Below are 20,239 nucleotides of genomic sequence, written 5' to 3' on the forward strand. Positions count from 1 at the left end.
CAAAACAATCCACGCATCAACTGCGCCCGGCTCCGCCATCGGAGAAGACCAGCCGGATGATGCGGTCGTCGTCGGGTTTCGGCTCGCCCCCGCGCTCCTGGTTGGACGTGCTGAGCCAGAGCGAGCCGTCCGGCGCGGCCGCCAGTGCGCGCAGCCGGCCGTATTCACCGGTGAGCACCGCCTGTGGCTGCCCGATCAGCGTGCCGTTGCCGGTCGTGCTGACCAACCAGATCCGCTGCCCGAGCAGGCAGGCGCTGGCGATCATCCGTTCCAGCACGGCCACCCCGGCGCAGGACGAGTCCGCGATCGGCCAGCTGATCAGCGGGTTCGTGAACTTCGTGTCGGCCGAGTCGCCGTCCGCCGCGGGCCAGCCGTAGTTCTTGCCCTTGACGATCACGTTGAGCTCGCCCTTGATGTTCTGGCCGGCCTCGCTGGCGTACATCCGCTTGCCGGCGTCCCACGCGATGCCCTGCACGTTGCGGTGACCCGAGGACCAGACCAGCGAGTTGGCGGTCGGGTTGCCGGGGGCGGGCTTGCCGGCCGTGGTCATCCGCAGGATCTTGCCGCCGAGGCTCTTCGGGTTCTGCGCCAGGTTGTTCTGCTCGGTGCCGTCGCCGGTGGTCGCGTAGAGGAAGCCGTCCGGTCCGAAGGCGAGCTGGCCGCCGTTGCCCTCGTCCGACTTGGGGATGCCGGTGACGATCGGCGCCGGCGGGTCCGCGGAGGCCAGCTCGAGCTTGGCGATCCGGTTGTCCTTGGCGGTGCTGTAGAAGACGTACACCGTCTCGTCGGTGGTGTAGTCCGGTGAGACGGCGATGCCGAGCAGGCCGCCGTCGCCCCCGCTGATCGCCTCGCCCAGCCGCCGGACCTCGGTGGTCTTCAGGCCGTTCGCGTCCGTCTGCGGCCCGAGCTGCAGGATCCGGCCGGTGTCGCGCTCGGTGACCAGCGCGCCGCCCTTGGGCAGAAAGGCCATGCCCCACGGCACGTCCAGGCCCTTGGCGAGCACGGTGATCGCGACCTCCTGCTCCTCGGCGCCACCGGGCGCGCCGCTCGCCCCGGCCGGCGACGACGGCGTCGGCAGGTTGGGCGGCTCGCCGGCCACGTCCGGGTCCGGCGGGCCGAACGCGCACGCGGTGCTCACGGCCAGCGTGGCGGCGAGCACCGCCGCGACACCGCGGACCCGTCGGGACGGAAGCGAATTCACCAGACCAGGGTAGCCATGAAGTCTGGGACGTCCGGCACACCTCGATCACCGGCGATCGCGTCGCGGCCGAGCCGACCGTACGGTGGGATGGTGAAGGTCTGGATCGCCCACGAAGCGGGGCGCGAGCTGCTCGGCAAGATCCCGGACGGGGTCGACCTCGAGGTCTGTGCGGACGCCGCGGAGCTGCCCTCCGACCCGGCGAGCGTGGAGTTCTGGGTGCCGCCGTTCCCCGCCGTCGACCTGTTGTCGCAGCTCAGCGGGCTGCGCGTGGTGCAGTTGCTGTCCGCCGGAGTGGACAACTGGGTCGGCCGGGTGCCGTCCGACGTGCTGCTCTGCGACGCCCGTGGCGTGCACGACTCGCCGGTCGCCGAGTGGGTGGTGGGCGCGGCAGTGGGCGTGTTGCGGCAGTTCCCGGCATATGCGCGCGCTCAGCAGAGCGGCACCTGGGAGCAGACCACGTTCACCCCGACCAGAGAGCTCACCGGGGCGCGCGTGCTGATCGTCGGCGCCGGTTCGATCGGGCAGGCCATCGAGCGGCACCTGGCGCCGTTCGGCGTGTCGGTCACCCGCGTCGCCCGCACCGCCCGCCCCGGCCAGGACGTGCACGCCGTCGACGACCTGCCCCGCCTGCTCCCGGACGCCGACGTGGTGGTGCTGGTGGTGCCGCTCACCGAGCAGACCCGCGGCCTGGTGGACGCCGCCTTCCTGGCCGCGATGCCGGACGGCGCGCTGCTGGTGAACGCCGCCCGGGGCCAGGTGGTGGACACCGCCGCGCTGCTCACCGAGACCGCGTCCGGCCGGCTGGCGGCCGCGCTGGACGTCACCGACCCGGAACCGCTTCCCGCCGAGCACCCGCTGTGGCGGCTGCCGAACGTCTTCATCACCCCGCACATCGGCGGCGGCGTGGTCGGCCTGCTGCCGCGGGCCTATCAGCTGGCCGGCGACCAGTTGCGCCGCTATGCGGCGGGCGAGGAGCTGATCAATCAGGTGGTGGGGGGCTACTGACCGGCTGATCCGCCGCGGCCAGCACGGTCTTCAGGTTGGCCGTGGTCACCCCGGTGAGCTCGATGACGCCACCGTCGGTGAGCAGCGCGGAGACCCGGCCGCGCTGGTCCGGCGCCAGTTCGGTGATGCGGTCCCACGGCACGGTGGTGGAGCCGAGCAGCGCGCGCACCCGGAGCCGGTCGGTGAAGACGTCGGTGCCGGCCCGCCAGGCCCAGATCACGATGGCCAGCGGGATCAGCAGCAGGATCGACAGCTGCCAGCGCGCGCCCGCGAGCGGCACGGTGCCGACGAACGCGATCAAGGCGGCGACCAGCAAGGCGCCGGATTTCCGTACGCGCAACACAGGCTTGCGGCTCACACCCGCCATGGTCTCACCTGGCCCGGTCGGTCAGGTTTCGCCCCCGGACGGGGCGACTCGCCGCTCCCCGTTTGACCGCCGCCGGTCCATACCCGACGATCCGAACGTACGAGGGGTGAACGCCGCCCCGTAACCTGATCGGGGGAGGCGCGTTACTCGTAACGCCATCCCTCTCGGACCGGAAGCGCAGGAGAACCACCGACGTGGCATTGCCGCTCACCGTTCGTCCCGGCAACGCGGGCCCGGCCTGGGTCAGCTACCTCTTCGTGCCCGGCGCCGCGTCGGTCGTGTTGATCGCCGGTGCGCTGGGTCGGCTTGAACCGGTTCCGGCGTTGGCGATCGCGGTCGGCGTGACCGCGCTCTGGGCGGCCGTGGTGCTGTTCCGCGAGGCACTGGCGATCCAGCGGGCGGCGCGGTCGTTCACCGCCTGCCGCGGTGCCGGCCCGATCGGGATCGCTTCCCTGCTGGCCGGTCTGAGCACGGCGGCGCCGCTGGTCCTCGACCACGGCAGCGACTGGGTCGCCACCGCGGGCGTCGGGTTGTGCGCGCTGTTCTGGGTGCTGGGCGCGATGCTGATGCCCGGCTCCGGGCGGTCGATGCCGGTCCGGCTGCGGCGCGCCTTCGACGGGCTCGGCCTGGGCATCAGCCTGGGCTTCGCGGCCTGGCTGACGATGCCGATGCAGCGCTCGCAGCCACCCATCCTGGTGGCGATGCTGTGCACCGCCGTCGGGGTCGCCATCGTGCTGGTCACCGTGCTGCGGGCGCAGCAGCGGCGGCAGGCGGCCACCCTGTGCGGACTCGGCAGCCTGGCCGTCCTGTTCGGCCTGTGCACCGCGGTCAACCTGACCACGGTCGGCAAGATCGGCCCGGCGATCCCGCTCTCCGGCCTGCTGGTGCTGGCCGGGCTCGCGCTCTCGGCCTACGGCGGCAGCCGGCACCACCTGTCCTCGCCCCGCCGCCGCACGCGCACGCCGGACCAATATCTGGCCGGTTACCCGCTGCTCGCCATCCCGGCCGCGATCGGCGTGGTGGCCGCCACGGTGCACCTCGTCACGGTCGGCAAGTTCGACCGGATCGCGATCGCCCTCGGCCTGTCCATGGTGGCCATCCTGACCCTGCGCGAACTGCTCGTGGTCAGCGACATCCGCCGGTACGCGAGCCAGCTCAAGACCAAAGAGGCGCACTTCCGCTCGCTGGTCGCCGGCGCCACCGACCTCACCCTGGTGCTGGACGACGAGCAGGTGATCACCTGGCAGTCGCCCGCCGCCGCCCGCCTCTTCGGGCTGGAGGACAAGGAGGTGGTCGGGCACACGTTCCGCGAGCTGATCCACCCGGACGACGTGGCGCAGGCGCAGGCGGTGATCCGCGCGGTGCTCGAGGGCGAGCATCCGGACGGCCCGCCCGCGCTGATCAACGCCCGGATCCGGGACGGCCACCAGATGTGGCGCGACACCGAGTCCACGGTGTCCGATCAGCGGTCGGTGCCCGAGGTGGCCGCGCTGGTCGTGCACGTGCGCGACGTCAGCGAGCGGCGGCATCTCGAGCGGACTTTGCACCGGATGTCGTACACGGACCAGCTCACCGGGCTGGCCAACCGCCGGGCGCTGATGCGTGACCTGCTGGAACACCGCCGCCGGCCGGGTCAGCAGGGCACCCTGCTGGTGATCGACCTGCACGGCCTGGCCGAGATCAACGACGACAAGGGCCGGGAGTTCGGCGACGCGGTGCTGATCGAGGTGGGCCGCCGGATCCGCAGCCTGATGGGCGACGAGGACGTGCCGGCCCGGCTGGGCGGCGACGAGTTCGCGGTGCTGACCGCGGACGGCGCGGTGCTGGCATACGCGCTGGCCACCCGCCTGGTCACCGCGCTGATGGAGCCCTATCAGCTGCCCGGCACGATCGTCGAGCTGCACACCAGCGTCGGCCTGGCCGAGCTGGCCGGCGGCGCCGACTCGGACGAGGTGCTGCGGCACGCCGACCTGGCCCGCAGCCGGGCCCGCCAGCTCGGCCGCGACCGGGTCGAGTGGTTCGACACCGACGTCGAGATCCAGCTGCACCGGCGGATGGACCTCGAGCAGCAGTTGCTGGCCGCGGCCGACAACGGCGAGCTCGACGTCGTCTATCAGCCCGTGGTCAGCCTGCGCGATGAGCAGCCGGTCGGCGTCGAGGCGCTGCTGCGCTGGCGGCACCCCAAGCTGGGCACGATCCTGCCGGCCGAGCTGCTGCCGATCGCCCGGGCCGTGGGCATCTCCGCCGACCTGGACGAGTGGGTGCTGGACACCGCCTGCCGCCAGCTGGCGACCTGGAACACCGCGGGCGAGGACTTCTGGCTGTCGGTCAACGTCGCGCCGCGCGAGCTGCTCACCGCACGCTTCCCGGAGCGTGTCGAGGCCGTCCTGCGCCGGCACACCCTGGCGCCGGAACGGCTGGTGGTCGAGGTGGCGGAGACGTGGATCGCCGAGGACGTGCCGGCGATCGTGGCGTCTCTGGCCGGGCTTCGCAAGCTCGGGGTACGCGCGGCGCTCGACGACTTCGGGGCCGGCCAGGCCTCCCTCTCGCATCTCCGCCGGTTGCCGGTCGACATGCTGAAACTCGACCGGGTGCTGGTGAACACGCCGACCGAGTCGAACAGCCCGGCGGTGATCGAGGTGGTGGTGAGCCTCGGCCGGCGCCTCGGGCTGGAGATCGTGGCGAAGGGCCTGGAGACCGCCGAGGAGATCAGCCGCGCCCGCGACGCCGGCTGCCTCTACGGCCAGGGTTTCGCCCTGGGCCACCCGGCCCCGGCCGAGCGCATCGAGGCCTACCTGGACTCACACCGAGCCGCGCAGAATTAGATCGCCGGTGGTGGCGCCGTGCTTCCGCGCGGTGTCAGGCGGGCCGGGACGGCTTCGACGTCGGCGACCTGCCGGCCCTCGATGGCGGCCAGCAGTTGCCGGGCCGCGTGCGCGCCGTATTCCGAGATGTCCCGGCTCAGGGCGGTCAGCGGCGGGTGCACGAGCCGGCACAGCGGCGAGTCGTCCCAGGCCACGATGGACAGGTCGGCCGGCACCCGCAGGCCCATCTCCTGCGCCACGGCCAGCCCGGCCACCGCCATCACGTCGTTGTCGAAGATCACCGCGGTCGGCCGGTCGGCGCCCATCAGCAGCTGCCGGGTGGCCCGGCCGCCCTCTTCGCCGGTGTAGTCGGCCGGCAGCGTCACCGCGCCGCGCAGGCCCAGCGACGCGCACACCGCGTCGAACGCCCGCGTGCGCACCTGCGTGTGCAACAGGTCGGGCAGGCCGCCGACGCGGGCGATCCGCCGGTGTCCGAGCGCGATCAGATAGCGCACCGCCTCGCCGACCGCGCCGGCGTCGTCCGACCAGACCTGCGGGATCGAGCCGGTGTCACCCGGGCCGCCGATCACCACCGCGGGCAACCCCAGCTCCTGCAGCACCGGGATGCGCAGGTCGTGGTCCCGCAGGTCGGTCACGAACACCCCGTCCACCCGGCGCTCGCCCCACCACCGGCGGAGCACCTCGACCTCCTGCTCGGGTGAGTCGGTGAGCTGCAGCGTGAACGCGTTCGACCGGGTCGCCAGCTCGGTCTCGAAGCCGCTGATCAGGCCCATGAAGAACGGCTCGATGCCGAGGATGCGGGCCGGCCGGCAGAGGGTCAGGCCGACCGCGTCGGCACGGGCGCCGGAGAGGGCCCGGGCGGCCCTGTTCGGGTTGAAGCCGATCTCCCGGGCGATCGCGACGATGCGCTGACGCGTGGCCTCGGAGACGCCGGGTTGCCCGTTCAGGGCATAGGAAACGGCACCTTTGGACACTCCGGCCCGCTCCGCGATGTCCGCGATGGTCGGCCGCTTCATGCACCCTCCGCCCTGACTGTGGTCTATGGAGCGCTCTCACGTTACCTTCCGGTAGGAACCCCGCGGCAGGCAGTGATCACTCAACCGGTTAAGTGACACAGTTTCACATTCTAATGGCACGTCCAAGGGGATTGACAGCTTTCAACACTCGTCGTACGGTCGCTCCTACTTATCCGGTTCAGTGGCCGACTTCAGCCGACCGGAGGAAGTCCGTCGCCGGGGCGCCCCGACCTTGAGGGGGTCGGGCGAGCTGGGGGGCGCGCCCGCGGGGGGCGCCGGCGACGGTCCAAATCTTTTTCAGTACGAGCCCGGCTGGATGACCTCTTCGTCCTCGTTCTCCGGCTCCTCGAAGCGGGCGTAGAAGTCGTCCAGGTCGGACTCGCGCACCGGCAGCGCATCGGCGCCGGCTAGCCGGTTTCGCTGGGCCAGCCGGTCGCGCAGCTCGGCGTGCGAGACCGGGAAATAGAGCAGCCGCCAGCTGCCGCCGGCCGCCTCCACCAGGTGCTTCCATTCGTCGCGGTCGGCGCGCGCCCAGATGCCCAGGTCGAGCGAGACGTCGTGGCCCAGCGCGAGTTCGCGGACCATGCGCTCGCGCACCTCCTGCAGGGCAGGCTCGTAGAGTTCGAAGTAGATGCTCGGCGGGTAGTCCACGTCGTACTGACCGTGGCGCTCGTAGATGATCTCGTCGACCGACAGCCGGACGGCGCCGGCCGGCTCGAGCACACGCTTCGAGTAGGTCGTCTTGCCCGCGCCGGTCAGCCCGACGAGCAGGAAAACTACGGGCACGACCCACCCTTCCGGCCCGGCGGCCGCCGGCGGCCGGGACTACTCGCGGAGATCCGCGGTGGCCACGGCCGGACGTCGTTGACGGTCAGCGTGTCCACGTACCTATTCAGGAACCTTGCGGTAGGCGCCGTCGCTCGCGCTGGTCGCCATCGAGGCATAGGCGCGCAGCGCCGCCGAGACCGGGCGCTGCCGATCGACCGGTGTGTAGGGCTTGGGCCGCTGCTCCTGGACGTGCCGCCGCTGGGCCAGCTCCTCGTCGGAGACGTTCAGCGTGATGCTGCGGCCGGGAATGTCGATGGTGATGTCGTCGCCGGTCTCGACCAGCGCGATCAGCCCACCGGACGCCGCCTCGGGCGAGACGTGCCCGATGGACAGCCCGGAGGTGCCGCCGGAGAAGCGGCCGTCGGTGATCAGCGCGCACGCCTTGCCCAGGCCGCGACCCTTGAGGAAGGACGTCGGGTAGAGCATCTCCTGCATGCCGGGACCGCCGCGCGGGCCCTCGTAACGGATCACCACGACGTCGCCCTCGACCACCTGCTTGCCGAGGATGCCGTCCACCGCCGCGTCCTGGCTCTCGAAGACCCGCGCCGGCCCGCTGAACTTCCACAGCTCCTCGGCCACCCCGGCGGTCTTCACCACGCAGCCGTCCGGAGCCAGGTTGCCGAACAGGATCGCCAGCCCGCCGTCCGCCGTGTAAGCGTGATCGAACGACCGGATGCAGCCCTCGACGGCATCGGTGTCCAGCTTGGCCCACCGGTTGTCGGTGGAGAACGGCTGGGTGGTGCGCACCCCGCCGGGCGCCGCGTGGAACAACTCGAGCGCCACCGGCGTCGGCGACCCGCCGCGGATGTCCCAGTCGGCCAGCCAGCTCTCCAGGTCGGGGGAGTGCACCGACCGCACGCCGGTCTTCAGCGCGCCGCCGCGGTGCAGCTCGCCCAGCAGCGCCGGGATGCCGCCGGCCCGGTGCACGTCCTCCATGTGGAACTTCTGGCTGTTCGGCGCGACCTTGGACAGGCAGGGCACCCGGCGCGAGACCGCGTCGATCTCGGCCACGCTGAAGTCGAGCTCCGCCTCACGGGCGGCGGCCAGCAGGTGCAGCACCGTGTTGGTCGAGCCGCCCATCGCCACGTCCAGCGCCACCGCGTTCTCGAAGGCGTCGCGGGAGGCGATCGCCCGCGGCAGCACCGAGTCGTCGTCGTTCTCGTAGTGCAGCTTCGCGATGTCCACGATCAGCGAGCCGGCCCGCTCGAACAGCGCCTTGCGGGCGGCGTGCGTGGCCAGCGTCGAGCCGTTGCCCGGCAGCGCCAGGCCGATCGCCTCGGTCAGGCAGTTCATCGAGTTGGCCGTGAACATGCCGGAGCAGGAGCCGCAGGTCGGGCAGGCGGCCCGCTCGATCGCGCCGAGCTGCTCGTCGCTGACGTTGTCGTCGGCGGCGGCGCTCATCGCGTCGATCAGGTCGAGCTTGTCGTGCACCACGCCGTCGACCGCGACCGTCTTGCCGGCCTCCATCGGGCCGCCGGAGACGAACACCGTCGGGATGTTCAGCCGCAGCGCGGCGATCAGCATGCCCGGGGTGATCTTGTCGCAGTTCGAGATGCAGACCAGGGCGTCGGCGCAGTGCGCGTTCACCATGTATTCCACCGCGTCGGCGATCAGCTCGCGGCTGGGCAGCGAATAGAGCATGCCGCCGTGGCCCATCGCGATGCCGTCGTCCACCGCGATCGTGTTGAACTCGCGCCCGATCCCGCCGGCCTCGAAGACCGAGTCGGCGACCAGGCCACCCATGTCCTTGAGGTGCACGTGACCCGGCACGAACTGGGTGTAGCTGTTGGCAATGGCCACGATCGGCTTGCCGAAGTCGTCGTCCGTCATGCCGGTGGCGCGCCACAGGGCACGCGCGCCGGCCATCGTCCGACCGTGGGTCGAGGTCCGGGAGCGCAGTTCAGGCATCCCCACAGTCTGCCACCGTGACTGCTCAGGCCGCTCTGTGGTCCACAGCACGGGACGGCCGGGCACAATTGGGCCCGAAGGGTTCGGGCTTTCCGCGCCGACCGGAGGTCCAGGCGCCGGGGCAAACACGGACTTACTTTTTACCCCGAAGATCGGGCACAGTGTTGGCGTGCACACACCGTCCGGCTGGGAGGCGGCCGGGCTGGCGAGCCTCCTGGTCGCGGTCCCGGCGGTGGCCCTCCTGGCCAAATCAGGGCGAAAGCACACCGGCGACGCACGCCGGGCTCATCAATCGCTGGCCGCGGGTGGTGCGGTGGTTGCCGCCGCCGCGCTGGCCGGCCTGCTCACCGCCGTCCTGCGGCCGGAGGACGTGCCGCTCGGCGGCCATCGCCTGATGCTCGCCAGCGGGGTGGCCCTCGCGATGACGCTCGGCACGGCCGCGTTGCTCGCCGGCACGATCATGCTGCCCGGCTCGGGTCAGCACCGCGGCACGGCACTGCGCAATCTGTGCGACGGCGGGATCGTCGCCGCGGCGCTGTGGTTCGTCGTCTGGGTGCTGGTCACCGGCCCGACCAGTGTCCTTCCGCCGCCGCCACCGGAGTTCTGTCTGCCGGTGGTGCTGCCGGCCGCGGTGTCGGCGCTGACCATCGGCCTGACCGTGGTGCTGGCCCTGCACGCGCACCGGCCGCGGCACGGCACCGTGCGGGTCTCGCTCGGCGTGACGCTGGTCGCGGTCGCCTCGATGCTGCTCTCCGGTGGCATCTGCCACGGTTGGCACGGCGCCGTGCTGGCCGGCTCGCTGCTGCTGCCGGGCGGCCTCTTCCTGGTGGCCCGGGCGGTGCGGATCGTGGACCGGCCGGTGGAGGACAGCGGTGAGATGATCCAGCGGGGCAACGCGTTCGCGTTCGTGCCGGTGCTGGCCACCATCGGATTCGCCGTCTACCGCATCTCCCAGGGCGGCTCGATCGAGGCGGCCGGCATCGCCGCGTCCAGCGTCGAGGGCCTGCTGCTGGTCAGCCGGCAATACCTGGCGCTGACCGACGTCAAGCGCTACACGCTGCAGCTCTCGCAGAGCGAGAAGCACTTCCGCGAGCTCGCCCACACCGACCCGCTGACCGGCCTGGCCAACCGCCGGGGCCTGATCCGGGCGCTGCGCGAGCCCGATCCGCAGGGCCGGCAGCCCGATTCCGGGCCGCTCAGTCTGGTGAGCATCGATCTCGACCACTTCAAGAACGTGAACGACGTCCGCGGGCACGACGTGGGTGACGCGGTGCTCGCCGAGGTGGGCGCGCGGCTGCGGCGCAACCTGCTCTCCGGCGACGTGCCGGCCCGGCTCGGCGGCGACGAGTTCGCGGTGCTCATGCACGCCACGCCCGACGAGGCCATGCTGGCCGCCAAGCGGCTGCTCGCGGTGCTCGGGGAGCCCTACGAGGTGGACGGCGCGTCGGTCTTCCTGTCGGCCAGCGTCGGCGTGGCCGGCCGCCCGGCCCCGGGCGACACCGGCGAGCTGATGCGCGACGCCGACCTCGCGCTGCGCTATGCGAAGCAGCGCGGGAAGAACCGGGTCGAGCGGTACGACGTCCGCTACGACGAGCTGCTCCGCCGCCGCAGCACGCTGGAGAACGAGCTGCGGCACGCGATCGACCGGGACGAGCTGCGGCTGGTGTTCCAGCCGGTGGTGGCGCTGCCGTCGATGCGGCCGGTGGGCGCCGAGGCGCTGCTGCGCTGGCACCACCCGACGCTGGGCAACGTGCGGCCGGACGAGTTCATCCCGGTGGCCGAGGAGTCCGGGCTGATCAACCGCCTCGGGCTCTGGGTGCTGCGGCAGGCCTGCCGCCAGCTGGCCGCCTGGCTGGCCGATGGCCACGACGTCTGGGTGTCGGTCAACCTGTCGCCCAAGGAGCTGCACGCGGCGGACTACCCGGGGCAGGTCGCCGACGTGCTGCTCGAGTTCGGCGTGCCGGCCCAGCGGCTGGTGCTCGAGGTGACCGAGCACGCGGTGGCGACCGACGTCGAGGAACTGGTGCGGCGGCTCGGCGAGCTGCGCGCCACCGGGGTGCGGATCGCGCTGGACGACTTCGGCGCCGGCTACTCGTCGCTGGGTCAGCTGCGCACGCTTCCGGTGGACATCCTGAAGATCGACCAGCGGCTGGTGGCCGAGCCGGAGTCGCGCACCGGCACCGCCGCGCCGCTGGTCGACGTGGTGGTCCGGCTCGGACACCGGCTTGGCCTCGAGGTGCTCGCCGAGGGCATCCAGACACCCGCACAGCGCGCGGTCGTGGAGGAGGCAGGTTGCCGGCTCGGCCAGGGCTCGCTCTTCGGCTGGGGCGTGCCGCCCGAGCACCTGGCCGCCCAGCTTCGATCATTGCGCCCGGCGATCGCCCCGAAGCCCACCCCGATCCCGCGTCCGGTGGTGCCGCCGGGGGCCACCGCGCGCAGCCAGGTGGTCATGCTCGGACCCGGAATGCGGCAGCTCAGGGCCCTGTTGCCGGCCGAGCAGAGCGCCGAGACCCCGCAAGAGGGAACGACCCGTGATCAGAATGTGGGATCTGTTGACTCATCGCGTGAGATCGGGCAAGGTTAGCCGCATGTGCTTGTCGTCCCGAGTACTTATGTGAGCGCGCTGCTTCCCTCTCCGTAGGTGACAGCGCGCAAGGTCCCGTGTCATTCAGGCACGAGGGCCTTTTTTGTTGCCCGGATCACGTCTACCCCAAAGGCATCAGCGATGACGAGACCACCGACACCCGAGACCCTCGCCCACCGAGCCAGCCCCGCCACCGTGGCCGCCGCCGCGGGCAACCACGCGGTAGCCGCGGGCCCGACGCCGACCACCGGCGCCGGCTCGCTCGTGAAGTCCCTCGAGGCCCTCGGCGTCGAGGTGGCGTTCGGCATCCCGGGCGGCACCATCCTGCCGGCCTACGACCCGCTCTACGACTCCAAGGTGCGGCACATCCTGGTGCGGCACGAGCAGGGCGCGGGCCACGCGGCCACGGGTTACGCGCAGGCCACCGGCAAGGTCGGCGTCTGCATCGCCACCTCCGGGCCGGGCGCGACCAACCTGGTCACGCCGATCGCGGACGCATACATGGACTCGGTGCCGATCGTTGCGATCACCGGGCAGGTGTCCCGGCCGGCGATCGGCACGGACGCCTTCCAAGAGGCCGACATCCAGGGCATCACGCTGCCGATCACCAAGCACAACTTCCTGATCCAGTCGCCCGAGGACATCCCGCGCATCATGGCCGAGGCGTTCCACCTGGCGAGCACCGGCCGGCCCGGCCCGGTGCTGGTGGACATCCCCAAGGACGTGCAGCAGGCGCAGACCACGTTCTCCTGGCCGCCCACGCTGGACCTGCCGGGCTACCGCCCGACGCTGCACCCGCACGGCAAGCAGATCCGCGAGGCGGCCCGGCTGATCGCCCAGGCCAAGCGCCCGGTGCTCTATGTGGGCGGCGGCGTGCTCAAGGCCGGTGCCACCGACGGGCTGCGCAAGCTGGCCGAGCTGACCGGCATGCCGGTGGTCACCACCCTGATGGCGCTCGGCGCGTTCCCCGACTCGCACCAGCAGCACCTGGGCATGCCCGGCATGCACGGCACCGTCCCGGCGGTCTACGCGCTGCAGAAGTCCGACCTGCTGGTCGTGCTGGGCGCCCGCTTCGACGACCGGGTCACCGGCAAGCTCGACTCGTTCGCGCCGGACGCCAAGGTCGTGCACGCCGACATCGACCCGGCCGAGATCGGCAAGAACCGGCACGCCGACGTGCCGATCGTGGGCGACGCGCGGCACGTGATCGACGAGCTGATCGCCGCGGTGACCGGCGCCGCCACCGGCGCGGGTTCCTATCCGGCCTGGTGGAAGACGCTGAACGACCTGCGCGAGCGCTACCCGCTGGGCTACGACGAGCCGACCGATGGCACGCTGTCCCCGCAGTACGTGATCGAGCGGATCGGCAAGTTGGTCGGCCCGGACGCGATCTATGTGGCCGGCGTCGGGCAGCACCAGATGTGGGCCTCGCAGTTCATCGGATACGAGAAGCCGGGCAGCTGGCTCAACTCCGGCGGCGCCGGGACGATGGGCTACGCAGTGCCCGCCGCGATGGGCGCCAAGGTCGGCAAGCCGGGCACCGCGGTCTGGGCGATCGACGGCGACGGCTGCTTCCAGATGACCAACCAGGAGCTCGCCACGTGCGCGCTGGAGGGCATCCCGATCAAGGTCGCGGTGATCAACAACGGCAACCTGGGCATGGTCCGGCAGTGGCAGACCCTGTTCTACGAGGGCCGCTACTCGAACACCGACCTGGGCACCCACAAGCACCGCATCCCCGACTTCGTGAAGCTCGCCGAGGCGCTGGGCTGCATCGGCCTGCGCTGCGAGTCGGCGGCCGACGTGGACCAGACCATCGAGGCGGCGATGGCGATCAACGACGCCCCGGTGGTCATCGACTTCACCGTCGGCAAGGACGCGATGGTGTGGCCGATGGTCGCGGCCGGCACCAGCAACGACGAGATCCTGTTCGCCCGGGACGTGCGTCCCACGTTCGAGGAAGACGACCTCTGATGAACAAGCACACTTTGTCGGTGCTGGTGGAGAACAAGCCCAGCGTGCTGGCCCGGGTGTCGGGGCTGTTCTCCCGGCGCGGCTTCAACATCGACTCCCTGGCGGTCGGCGAGACGGAGAACCCGGACGTCAGCCGCATCACGATCGTGGTCAACGCCGACTCCTCACCCCTGGAGCAGGTGACCAAGCAGCTCAACAAGCTGGTGAACGTCCTGAAGATCGTCGAGCTGGACCCGCAGCAGTCGGTCCAGCGGGAGCTCCTGCTGGTCAAGGTGCGCGCCGATCGCGCGCAGCGGGCCCAGGTGCTGGAGACGGTCGAGCTCTTCCGCGCGAAGGTGATCGACGTCGCGCCGGACACCCTCACCATCGAGGCGACCGGCAACCCTGAGAAGCTCGACGCGTTGCTGCGCGACCTGGAGCCGTACGGCATCAAGGAGATGGTGCAGTCCGGCCTCGTGGCCATCGGCCGCGGTTCCCGCTCCATCACGACCGGCCCGGCGCTCCGCGCCGCCTGAAATCAGAAAAGGAAAGTCATGTCAGCGGAAGTTTTCTACGACGACGACGCCGACCTGTCCATCATCCAGGGACGCAAGGTCGCCGTGATCGGTTACGGCAGCCAGGGCCACGCGCACTCGCTGTCGCTGCGTGACTCGGGCGTCGACGTGGTGGTCGGCCTGCAGGAGGGCTCGAAGAGCCGGGCCAAGGCCGAGGAGCAGGGCCTCACCGTGCAGACTCCGGCCGAGGCCTCGGCCTGGGCCGACGTGATCATGGTGCTCGCGCCGGACACCGCGCAGCGCAAGATCTACGCCGAGTCGATCGCGCCGAACCTGACCGAGGGCAAGGCGCTGTTCTTCGGCCACGGCCTGAACATCCGCTTCGAGCTGATCAAGCCGCCGGCGAACGTCACCGTCGCGATGGTCGCCCCGAAGGGCCCCGGCCACCTGGTCCGCCGCCAATACGTGGACGGCAAGGGCGTGCCCTGCCTGGTCGCGGTGGAGCAGGACCCGACCGGCGACGGCCTGGCGCTCGCGCTGTCCTATGCGAAGGCGATCGGCGGCGCCCGCGCGGGCGTCATCAAGACCACCTTCAAGGAGGAGACCGAGACCGACCTGTTCGGTGAGCAGGCGGTGCTCTGCGGCGGCACGGCGGCGCTGGTGCAGACCGGCTTCGAGGTGCTCACCGAAGCCGGGTACGCCCCGGAGATCGCATACTTCGAGTGCCTGCACGAGCTCAAGCTCATCGTCGACCTGATGTACGAGGGCGGCATCTCCCGGATGCGCTACAGCGTGTCGGACACCGCCGAGTTCGGTGACTACGTCAGCGGCCCGCGGGTGATCAACGCCAACACCAAGGCGGAGATGAAGAAGATCCTCGCCGAGATCCAGTCCGGCGAGTTCACCCGGGCCCTGATCGCGGACGACGACGCCGGCCGCCCGGCGATGACCAAGTACCGCGAAGAGGGCGCCAAGCACCCGATCGAGGTGACCGGAAAGAAACTGCGCGACATGATGTCGTGGGTTGACCGGCCGATCACCGAAACCGCTTAATACGCTGGTTTTAATGGCGCCTGGTCCTCCGCGCCGTCCGGAGGACCAGGCGTCGGTAGCGGCACAGCCGGGCGCTTTGCGTGATCGAACGATTACTTGAAACGTGGGCGTTACGTGCTGCTTACCTGGTCAGCGCCGTTGCCAAATTGTGGACTGATCAGGCTCTTCCGAGTAGCAATCGTCAGCTAGCCTCGCCGCATGCGACTGGCTGATTCTTTCCGGAGTGAGCGCTTCGGCGCGGTCCGGATTCATGAGCTGCAACGGGTGATTGAGCTGGACTCGGGCGCCGTGGCTGATGCCGGCCGGCCCGGGATTTCGGCCGGCAGTCGTATTGTCGGGCCGGAGGCGTTACGCGCCATCGAGACGCAATTGGTCATCGTCGTTCCGTGCATGAATGAGACGCGGAGCGTCATCGAGGGCGTGCTCTCCGGGATCCCGCACGATTGTCTGATCGTGCTGGTGTCGAACAGTGATCGCGGACCGGTGGACCGGTACGAGATCGAGGCGCAGACGGTCGAGCAGTTCTGCCGTCTGGCCGGCCGGTCGGCGATCACCGTGCATCAGCGCGATCCCGGGGTGGCGGCCGCGTTCAAGGCGGCCGGCATGGACGAACTGATCGACGACGCCGGGCTGGTGCGGGCCGGCAAGGGCGAGGCGATGCTGGTCGGCATGGCGCTGGCCGCGATGACCGGCCGGCAGTACATCGGCTATGTGGACGCGGACAATTACGTGCCGGGCGCCGTGCACGAATACTGCAAGGCGTACGCGGCGGGGCTGCACCTGGCCGAGTCCGCGTACTCGATGGTCCGGATCTCCTGGCACTCCAAGCCCAAACTGCGCGAGGGCCGGTTGTTCTTCAGCCGCCGCGGGCGCAGTTCCGAGGTCACCAACGAGTGGTTGAACAGGTTCGTCGCGGAGTACTCGAACTTCGGCACCGAGGTGATCGCCACCGGCAACGCCGGCGAGCACGCGATGAGCCTCGCGCTCGGCATGAAACTGCGGCTGGCCGGTGGCTTCGCCGTCGAGCCGTACGAGTACGTGGACCTGTTCGAGCAGTTCGGCGGCGTGCTGGAGAGCCCGCATCCGGAGGTGATGGCGGGTTCCGTGCCGGTGCTGCAGATCGAGACCCGCAACCCGCACTTCCACGACAACAAGGGCGAGGAACACGTCCAGGGCATGCGGATGCAGGCGTTGAACGTGCTTTACCACTCGGAGATCACGCTGCCCTCGGTGCGCCAGGCGATCCTCGATTTCATGGTGTCGCAGGGCGCGCTGGAGGTCGGGCAGGAGCCGCCCCGCGAGCGCACCTATCCGCCGGTCGGCACCCTGGCCCTCGACCTGCTCTACGACGCTCTGGACGCCGAGGCGCAGAGCTTCCGTCAGCTGGATGGTCTCGCCTCCGCGGGGCTGCCGGCCAACCCGCCGATCGACCGGGACCAGATCCCGGTGTAACGGCCAGGTTTCTCACGTGTGACAGCGGTCACTCTGGACAGACATCCCGGAGTGACCGCTGTCACGTACTACCATCCGAATTCCCCCCAGCGGATGGAGACGTATGAAGCCCGTCGTGCTGATCGCGGAGGAGCTGGCCCCGGCCGCCCTCGATGTCCTGGCACAAGATTTCGACGTGCGGCACGTGGACGGCGCCGACCGCCCGACCCTGCTCGCGGCCCTCCCCGAGGCCGACGCGGTGATCGTGCGCAGCGCCACCAACATCGACGCCGAGGCGCTCGCCGCGGCCACCCGCCTCAAGGTGGTGGCCCGGGCCGGCGTCGGGCTGGACAACGTGGACGTGCCCGCCGCCACCGCCCGCGGTGTGCTCGTCGTGAACGCGCCGACCTCGAACATCGTCTCCGCCGCCGAGCAGGCGATCGCCCTGCTGCTGGCGGTGGCCCGGCACACCGCCAGCGCCAGCTCGGCGCTGAAGAAGGGCGAGTGGAAGCGGTCCAAGTACACCGGCGTGGAGGTGCAGGGCAAGATCGTCGGCGTGGTCGGGCTGGGCCGCATCGGTGTGCTGTTCGCCCAGCGCATGGCCGCGTTCGGCACCACGCTGATCGCCTACGACCCCTATGTGCAGCCGGCCCGTGCGGCCCAGCTCGGCGTGCGCCTGGTCGGGCTCGACGAGCTGTTGCGGGAGAGCGACTTCATCTCGGTGCACCTGCCGCGTACCCCGGAGACCCTGGGTTTGATCGGCGAGCGTGAGCTCGCCACCGTCAAGCCCAGCGTGCGCATCGTCAATGCCGCCCGCGGCGGCCTGATCGACGAGCAGGCGCTGGCCGACGCGCTCGCCGAGGGACGCGTGGCGGGCGCCGGCCTGGACGTGTTCGTGAAGGAGCCGTCCACCTCCTCGCCGCTGTTCGAGCTGGACAACGTTGTGGTCACCCCGCACCTGGGCGCGTCCACCGCGGAGGCGCAGGACAAGGCCGGCCTGTCGGTGGCCCGCAGCGTGCAGCTCGCGCTGCAGGGCGAGTTCGTGCCGGACGCGGTGAACGTGCAGACCGGTGGCGTGGTGGACGAGCAGGTGCGGCCGCTGCTGCCGCTGGCCGAGAAGCTCGGCAAGGTGTTCACCGCGGTGGCCGGGCAGGTCGCCGCCGAAGTGACCGTCGAGGTGCGCGGCGAGGTGGCCTCGCACGACGTGCGGGTGCTGCGGCTGGCCGCGACCAAGGGCCTGTTCGCCGCGGTGGTCGAAGATCGGGTGACCTATGTGAACGCGCCGCAGCTGGCCGCCGAGCGTGGCGTCGAGGTCCAGCTGGTCACCGTGGACGAGCCGGGCGACCACGAGAACCTGGTGACGATCCGCGGCGCGCTGCCGGACGGCCGCCGGGTCAGCGTGGCCGGCACGGTGACCGTGACCGGTTCGCGGGAGATCCGCCGGCTCACCGAGGTGGACGGCTTCGATCTCGAGCTCGGCGCCGAGGGGGTCCTGCTCTTCTTCCGGTACGCGGACCGCCCGGGCGTGGTCGGCGCGATCGGCACCGCGCTCGGCCGGCACGGCGTGAACATCGCGGCCATGCAGGTGGCGCGCCGGGAAGCGGGTGGCGAGGCGCTGATGACGCTGACCGTCGACTCCTCGGTCGACGCCGACCTGCTGAACACCGCCGCGGACGCGATCGGGGCGTCCCGGGCCAGCCTGGCGGACCTGCGGGTGGAGTAGCTGCTAGCGGTTGCGGACCGGCGGCGGATAGACCGTGCCGTCCTGGAGGTCGAGCAGATCCAGGTTGAGCTCTCCGGCCAGCCGCTCGATGCGCTCCAGGACGGCGTCCGGGCAGTTCTCGTCCAGCCGCATCTTGATGTGGTCGGCGGCGGCGTGCAGTGGCGCGCTGGCCCATGGTGAGCCGGGCGCCTTGGCGTGCGGGCCGCGGTCCGGGTATTCGCCGGTCAGCGCGTCATAGAAGGCGACGACGCGGGGGTCGGCGGGGCGCTGCGGATGCTCGCCGCGCACGCAGCGGACATTGGCCGCCCGCACCGCTTCCGGCGTTTCCGTCTGGTCCATGGCCCACACCACGAGGTCGAAACTCACCGGCGCATGGTGCCACACGGTCCGTCGCTATCGTTGATCCTTGGGCCGACACGCGGTGGATGCGTCTTGCGCGTTATTAGTCCGCATAGCTAGCGTTGATCCCGCCGCGCGGCGCGCCGGTGACTCGTCTTCGGGTGACGTGTTCATCGTTGTGCCCACGGTCAGCACCCCCGGCGGGCGCGAGCCACGCGTTTTCGTCGCTACAGCCCCCTTCGGTCGTTTGCCGCGATCGAAGGGGGCTGTTCGCGTTCCCGAGCGCGTTGAACGTCCATTAAGTGGGACCAGCTGACCGAAGATCGAGACGCCCGACTACTCTTGCGCGGGTTGGAGTCGAGCGTTTGGGAGACGTTGTGAGCGTGGCGCGGATCGCGGTGGTGGCCGGCGACGGCATCGGGACCGAGGTGACCGCGCAGGCGCGCAAGGTGATCGACGCCGTGCTCCCGGGCGTGGAGTGGTCGGATTACGACCTCGGCGCCCGCTTCTACAACCGCACCGGCGAGGTCCTCCCGCAGACGGTCCAGGACGAGATGGCCGGCCACGACGCGATCCTGCTCGGCGCGATCGGCGACCCCAGCGTGCCGCCCGGCGTGCTCGAGCGCGGCCTGCTGCTCAAGCTCCGCTTCGACTTCGATCAATATGTGAACCTGCGCCCGAGCAAGCTCTGGCCGGGCACCACCAGCCCGCTGGCCGGCCTCAAGCCCGGCGAGATCGACATGGTCGTGGTCCGCGAGGGCGTCGAGGGGCTCTATGTCGGCGCCGGCGGCGTCCTGCACAAGGACACCCCCGCCGAGATCGCCACCGAGGAAAGCCTGAACACGCGGTTCGGCGTCGAGCGCGTCATCCGGGACGCCTTCGCCCGGGCCCGGCGCCGCGAGCGCCGGCACCTCACCCTCGTGCACAAGACCAACGTGCTGACCAAGGCGGGCAGCCTGTGGTCGCGCGCCTTCCAGGCGGTGGCCGCCGAGTTCCCCGAGGTCACCACGGAATACCAGCACATCGACGCGGCGAGCATGTTCATGGTGAGCAACCCGCAGCGTTACGACGTGGTGGTGACCGACAACCTCTTCGGTGACATCCTCACCGACATCGCCGCTGCCGTCACCGGTGGCATCGGCATGGCCGCGAGCGGCTCCGTCAACCCGGAGCGCAAGTTCCCGTCGACGTTCGAGCCGGTGCACGGCTCCGCGCCGGACATCGCCGGCCAGGGCATCGCCGACCCGGCGGCCGCCATCCTCTCCGCGTCCCTGCTGCTCGAGCACCTCGGGCACGACGACGCGGCCCGCCGAGTAACCGGGGCGGTCGCGGCCGAGGTCGCGTCCCGCACCGCGGGCGCGTCGCTGCGCACCGCCGAGGTCGGTGACCGGGTCGCCTCCGCGGCCTGAGTCTGTCCCTGTTCTGATCACCCGATCGGCTTTTAACGAGCGTTCGGGTAGGTTCGTGCTCACTAAATCTTCCTAGAAAGCA

At 70.8% G+C, this 20,239-nt stretch carries 15 protein-coding genes; 9 read left to right on the top strand and 6 right to left on the bottom strand.

All coding sequences use genetic code 11. The annotated features are described in order from the left end of the window. Positions 1-16 precede the first annotated feature (16 nt). Complete coding sequence (locus tag ACZ6TI_RS01455) at positions 17-1,201, bottom strand: PQQ-dependent sugar dehydrogenase (RefSeq protein ID WP_465343001.1); 1,185 nt, start codon at positions 1,199-1,201, stop codon at positions 17-19. 90 nt (positions 1,202-1,291) lie between these two features. Here ACZ6TI_RS01455 and ACZ6TI_RS01460 point away from each other — a divergent pair, with 90 nt between their 5' ends. Further along, the gene (locus tag ACZ6TI_RS01460) at positions 1,292-2,206 is read left to right on the top strand and encodes a 2-hydroxyacid dehydrogenase (protein ID WP_465343002.1); all 915 of its coding nucleotides are present in this window, start codon (positions 1,292-1,294) and stop codon (positions 2,204-2,206) included. Here the strand turns inward: ACZ6TI_RS01460 and ACZ6TI_RS01465 are convergent. Then, the gene (locus ACZ6TI_RS01465; RefSeq protein WP_465343003.1) at positions 2,181-2,573 is read right to left on the bottom strand and encodes a PH domain-containing protein; all 393 of its coding nucleotides are present in this window, start codon (positions 2,571-2,573) and stop codon (positions 2,181-2,183) included. The two genes, ACZ6TI_RS01460 and ACZ6TI_RS01465, sit on opposite strands and share 26 nt — an antisense overlap. A 194-nt stretch (positions 2,574-2,767) precedes the next feature. Between ACZ6TI_RS01465 and ACZ6TI_RS01470 the strand changes: the two genes are divergently transcribed. After that, a complete protein-coding gene (locus ACZ6TI_RS01470) occupies positions 2,768-5,398 on the top strand; it encodes a putative bifunctional diguanylate cyclase/phosphodiesterase (RefSeq protein ID WP_465343004.1) in 2,631 nt (876 codons plus the stop codon). On the opposite strand, the gene ACZ6TI_RS01475 is transcribed toward ACZ6TI_RS01470, so the two are convergent. The 3 genes from ACZ6TI_RS01475 to ilvD all read right to left on the bottom strand — a co-directional run bounded on the left by ACZ6TI_RS01475 (position 5,395) and on the right by ilvD (position 9,150). Then, the gene (locus ACZ6TI_RS01475; protein WP_465343005.1) at positions 5,395-6,414 is read right to left on the bottom strand and encodes a LacI family DNA-binding transcriptional regulator; all 1,020 of its coding nucleotides are present in this window, start codon (positions 6,412-6,414) and stop codon (positions 5,395-5,397) included. The genes ACZ6TI_RS01470 and ACZ6TI_RS01475 overlap by 4 nt on opposite strands. 297 nt (positions 6,415-6,711) lie before the next feature. Then, the gene (locus ACZ6TI_RS01480) at positions 6,712-7,200 is read right to left on the bottom strand and encodes a P-loop nucleotide/nucleoside kinase family protein (RefSeq protein ID WP_465343006.1); all 489 of its coding nucleotides are present in this window, start codon (positions 7,198-7,200) and stop codon (positions 6,712-6,714) included. A 102-nt stretch (positions 7,201-7,302) separates the two neighbouring features. Then, a complete protein-coding gene (gene ilvD / locus ACZ6TI_RS01485; RefSeq protein ID WP_465343007.1) occupies positions 7,303-9,150 on the bottom strand; it encodes a dihydroxy-acid dehydratase in 1,848 nt (615 codons plus the stop codon). Between the two features lie 169 nt (positions 9,151-9,319). Between ilvD and ACZ6TI_RS01490 the strand changes: the two genes are divergently transcribed. From ACZ6TI_RS01490 to serA, 6 genes are all read left to right on the top strand, one after another. Next, complete coding sequence (locus tag ACZ6TI_RS01490; RefSeq protein WP_465343008.1) at positions 9,320-11,734, top strand: putative bifunctional diguanylate cyclase/phosphodiesterase; 2,415 nt, start codon at positions 9,320-9,322, stop codon at positions 11,732-11,734. A gap of 141 nt (positions 11,735-11,875) precedes the next feature. Continuing rightward, complete coding sequence (locus tag ACZ6TI_RS01495; RefSeq protein WP_465343009.1) at positions 11,876-13,708, top strand: acetolactate synthase large subunit; 1,833 nt, start codon at positions 11,876-11,878, stop codon at positions 13,706-13,708. Beyond that, a complete protein-coding gene (ilvN, locus tag ACZ6TI_RS01500; RefSeq protein ID WP_465343010.1) occupies positions 13,708-14,223 on the top strand; it encodes an acetolactate synthase small subunit in 516 nt (171 codons plus the stop codon). The genes ACZ6TI_RS01495 and ilvN overlap by 1 nt, the downstream gene beginning before the upstream one ends. Positions 14,224-14,241: 18 nt before the next feature. Then, the gene (gene ilvC / locus ACZ6TI_RS01505; RefSeq protein ID WP_465343011.1) at positions 14,242-15,255 is read left to right on the top strand and encodes a ketol-acid reductoisomerase; all 1,014 of its coding nucleotides are present in this window, start codon (positions 14,242-14,244) and stop codon (positions 15,253-15,255) included. A 198-nt stretch (positions 15,256-15,453) separates the two neighbouring features. Then, positions 15,454-16,707 (top strand): mannosyl-3-phosphoglycerate synthase, encoded by a 1,254-nt coding sequence (gene mpgS, locus ACZ6TI_RS01510; RefSeq protein ID WP_465343012.1) that lies wholly within the window; start codon positions 15,454-15,456, stop codon positions 16,705-16,707. 103 nt (positions 16,708-16,810) lie between these two features. Continuing rightward, the gene (gene serA / locus ACZ6TI_RS01515; RefSeq protein ID WP_465343013.1) at positions 16,811-18,409 is read left to right on the top strand and encodes a phosphoglycerate dehydrogenase; all 1,599 of its coding nucleotides are present in this window, start codon (positions 16,811-16,813) and stop codon (positions 18,407-18,409) included. 3 nt (positions 18,410-18,412) lie between these two features. On the opposite strand, the gene ACZ6TI_RS01520 is transcribed toward serA, so the two are convergent. After that, positions 18,413-18,748, bottom strand: coding sequence for a hypothetical protein (locus tag ACZ6TI_RS01520; RefSeq protein WP_465343519.1), 336 nt, complete (start codon positions 18,746-18,748; stop codon positions 18,413-18,415). Positions 18,749-19,131: 383 nt separating this feature from the next. Here ACZ6TI_RS01520 and ACZ6TI_RS01525 point away from each other — a divergent pair, with 383 nt between their 5' ends. Continuing rightward, positions 19,132-20,157 (top strand): 3-isopropylmalate dehydrogenase, encoded by a 1,026-nt coding sequence (locus ACZ6TI_RS01525; protein ID WP_465343520.1) that lies wholly within the window; start codon positions 19,132-19,134, stop codon positions 20,155-20,157. Positions 20,158-20,239 lie beyond the last annotated feature (82 nt).

It is taken from the genome of Actinoplanes sp. NPDC051388, assembly GCF_055586225.1.

Coding starts and splice junctions, on each gene's coding strand:
- ACZ6TI_RS01475 (WP_465343005.1), bottom strand. CDS start 6,414: ATGAAGCGGCCGACCATCGCGGACATCGCGGAGCGGGCCGGAGTGTCC.
- ACZ6TI_RS01465 (WP_465343003.1), bottom strand. CDS start 2,573: ATGGCGGGTGTGAGCCGCAAGCCTGTGTTGCGCGTACGGAAATCCGGC.
- ilvD (WP_465343007.1), bottom strand. CDS start 9,150: ATGCCTGAACTGCGCTCCCGGACCTCGACCCACGGTCGGACGATGGCC.
- ilvN (WP_465343010.1), top strand. CDS start 13,708: ATGAACAAGCACACTTTGTCGGTGCTGGTGGAGAACAAGCCCAGCGTG.
- ACZ6TI_RS01495 (WP_465343009.1), top strand. CDS start 11,876: ATGACGAGACCACCGACACCCGAGACCCTCGCCCACCGAGCCAGCCCC.
- ilvC (WP_465343011.1), top strand. CDS start 14,242: ATGTCAGCGGAAGTTTTCTACGACGACGACGCCGACCTGTCCATCATC.
- ACZ6TI_RS01520 (WP_465343519.1), bottom strand. CDS start 18,748: ATGGACCAGACGGAAACGCCGGAAGCGGTGCGGGCGGCCAATGTCCGC.
- mpgS (WP_465343012.1), top strand. CDS start 15,454: ATGCGACTGGCTGATTCTTTCCGGAGTGAGCGCTTCGGCGCGGTCCGG.
- serA (WP_465343013.1), top strand. CDS start 16,811: ATGAAGCCCGTCGTGCTGATCGCGGAGGAGCTGGCCCCGGCCGCCCTC.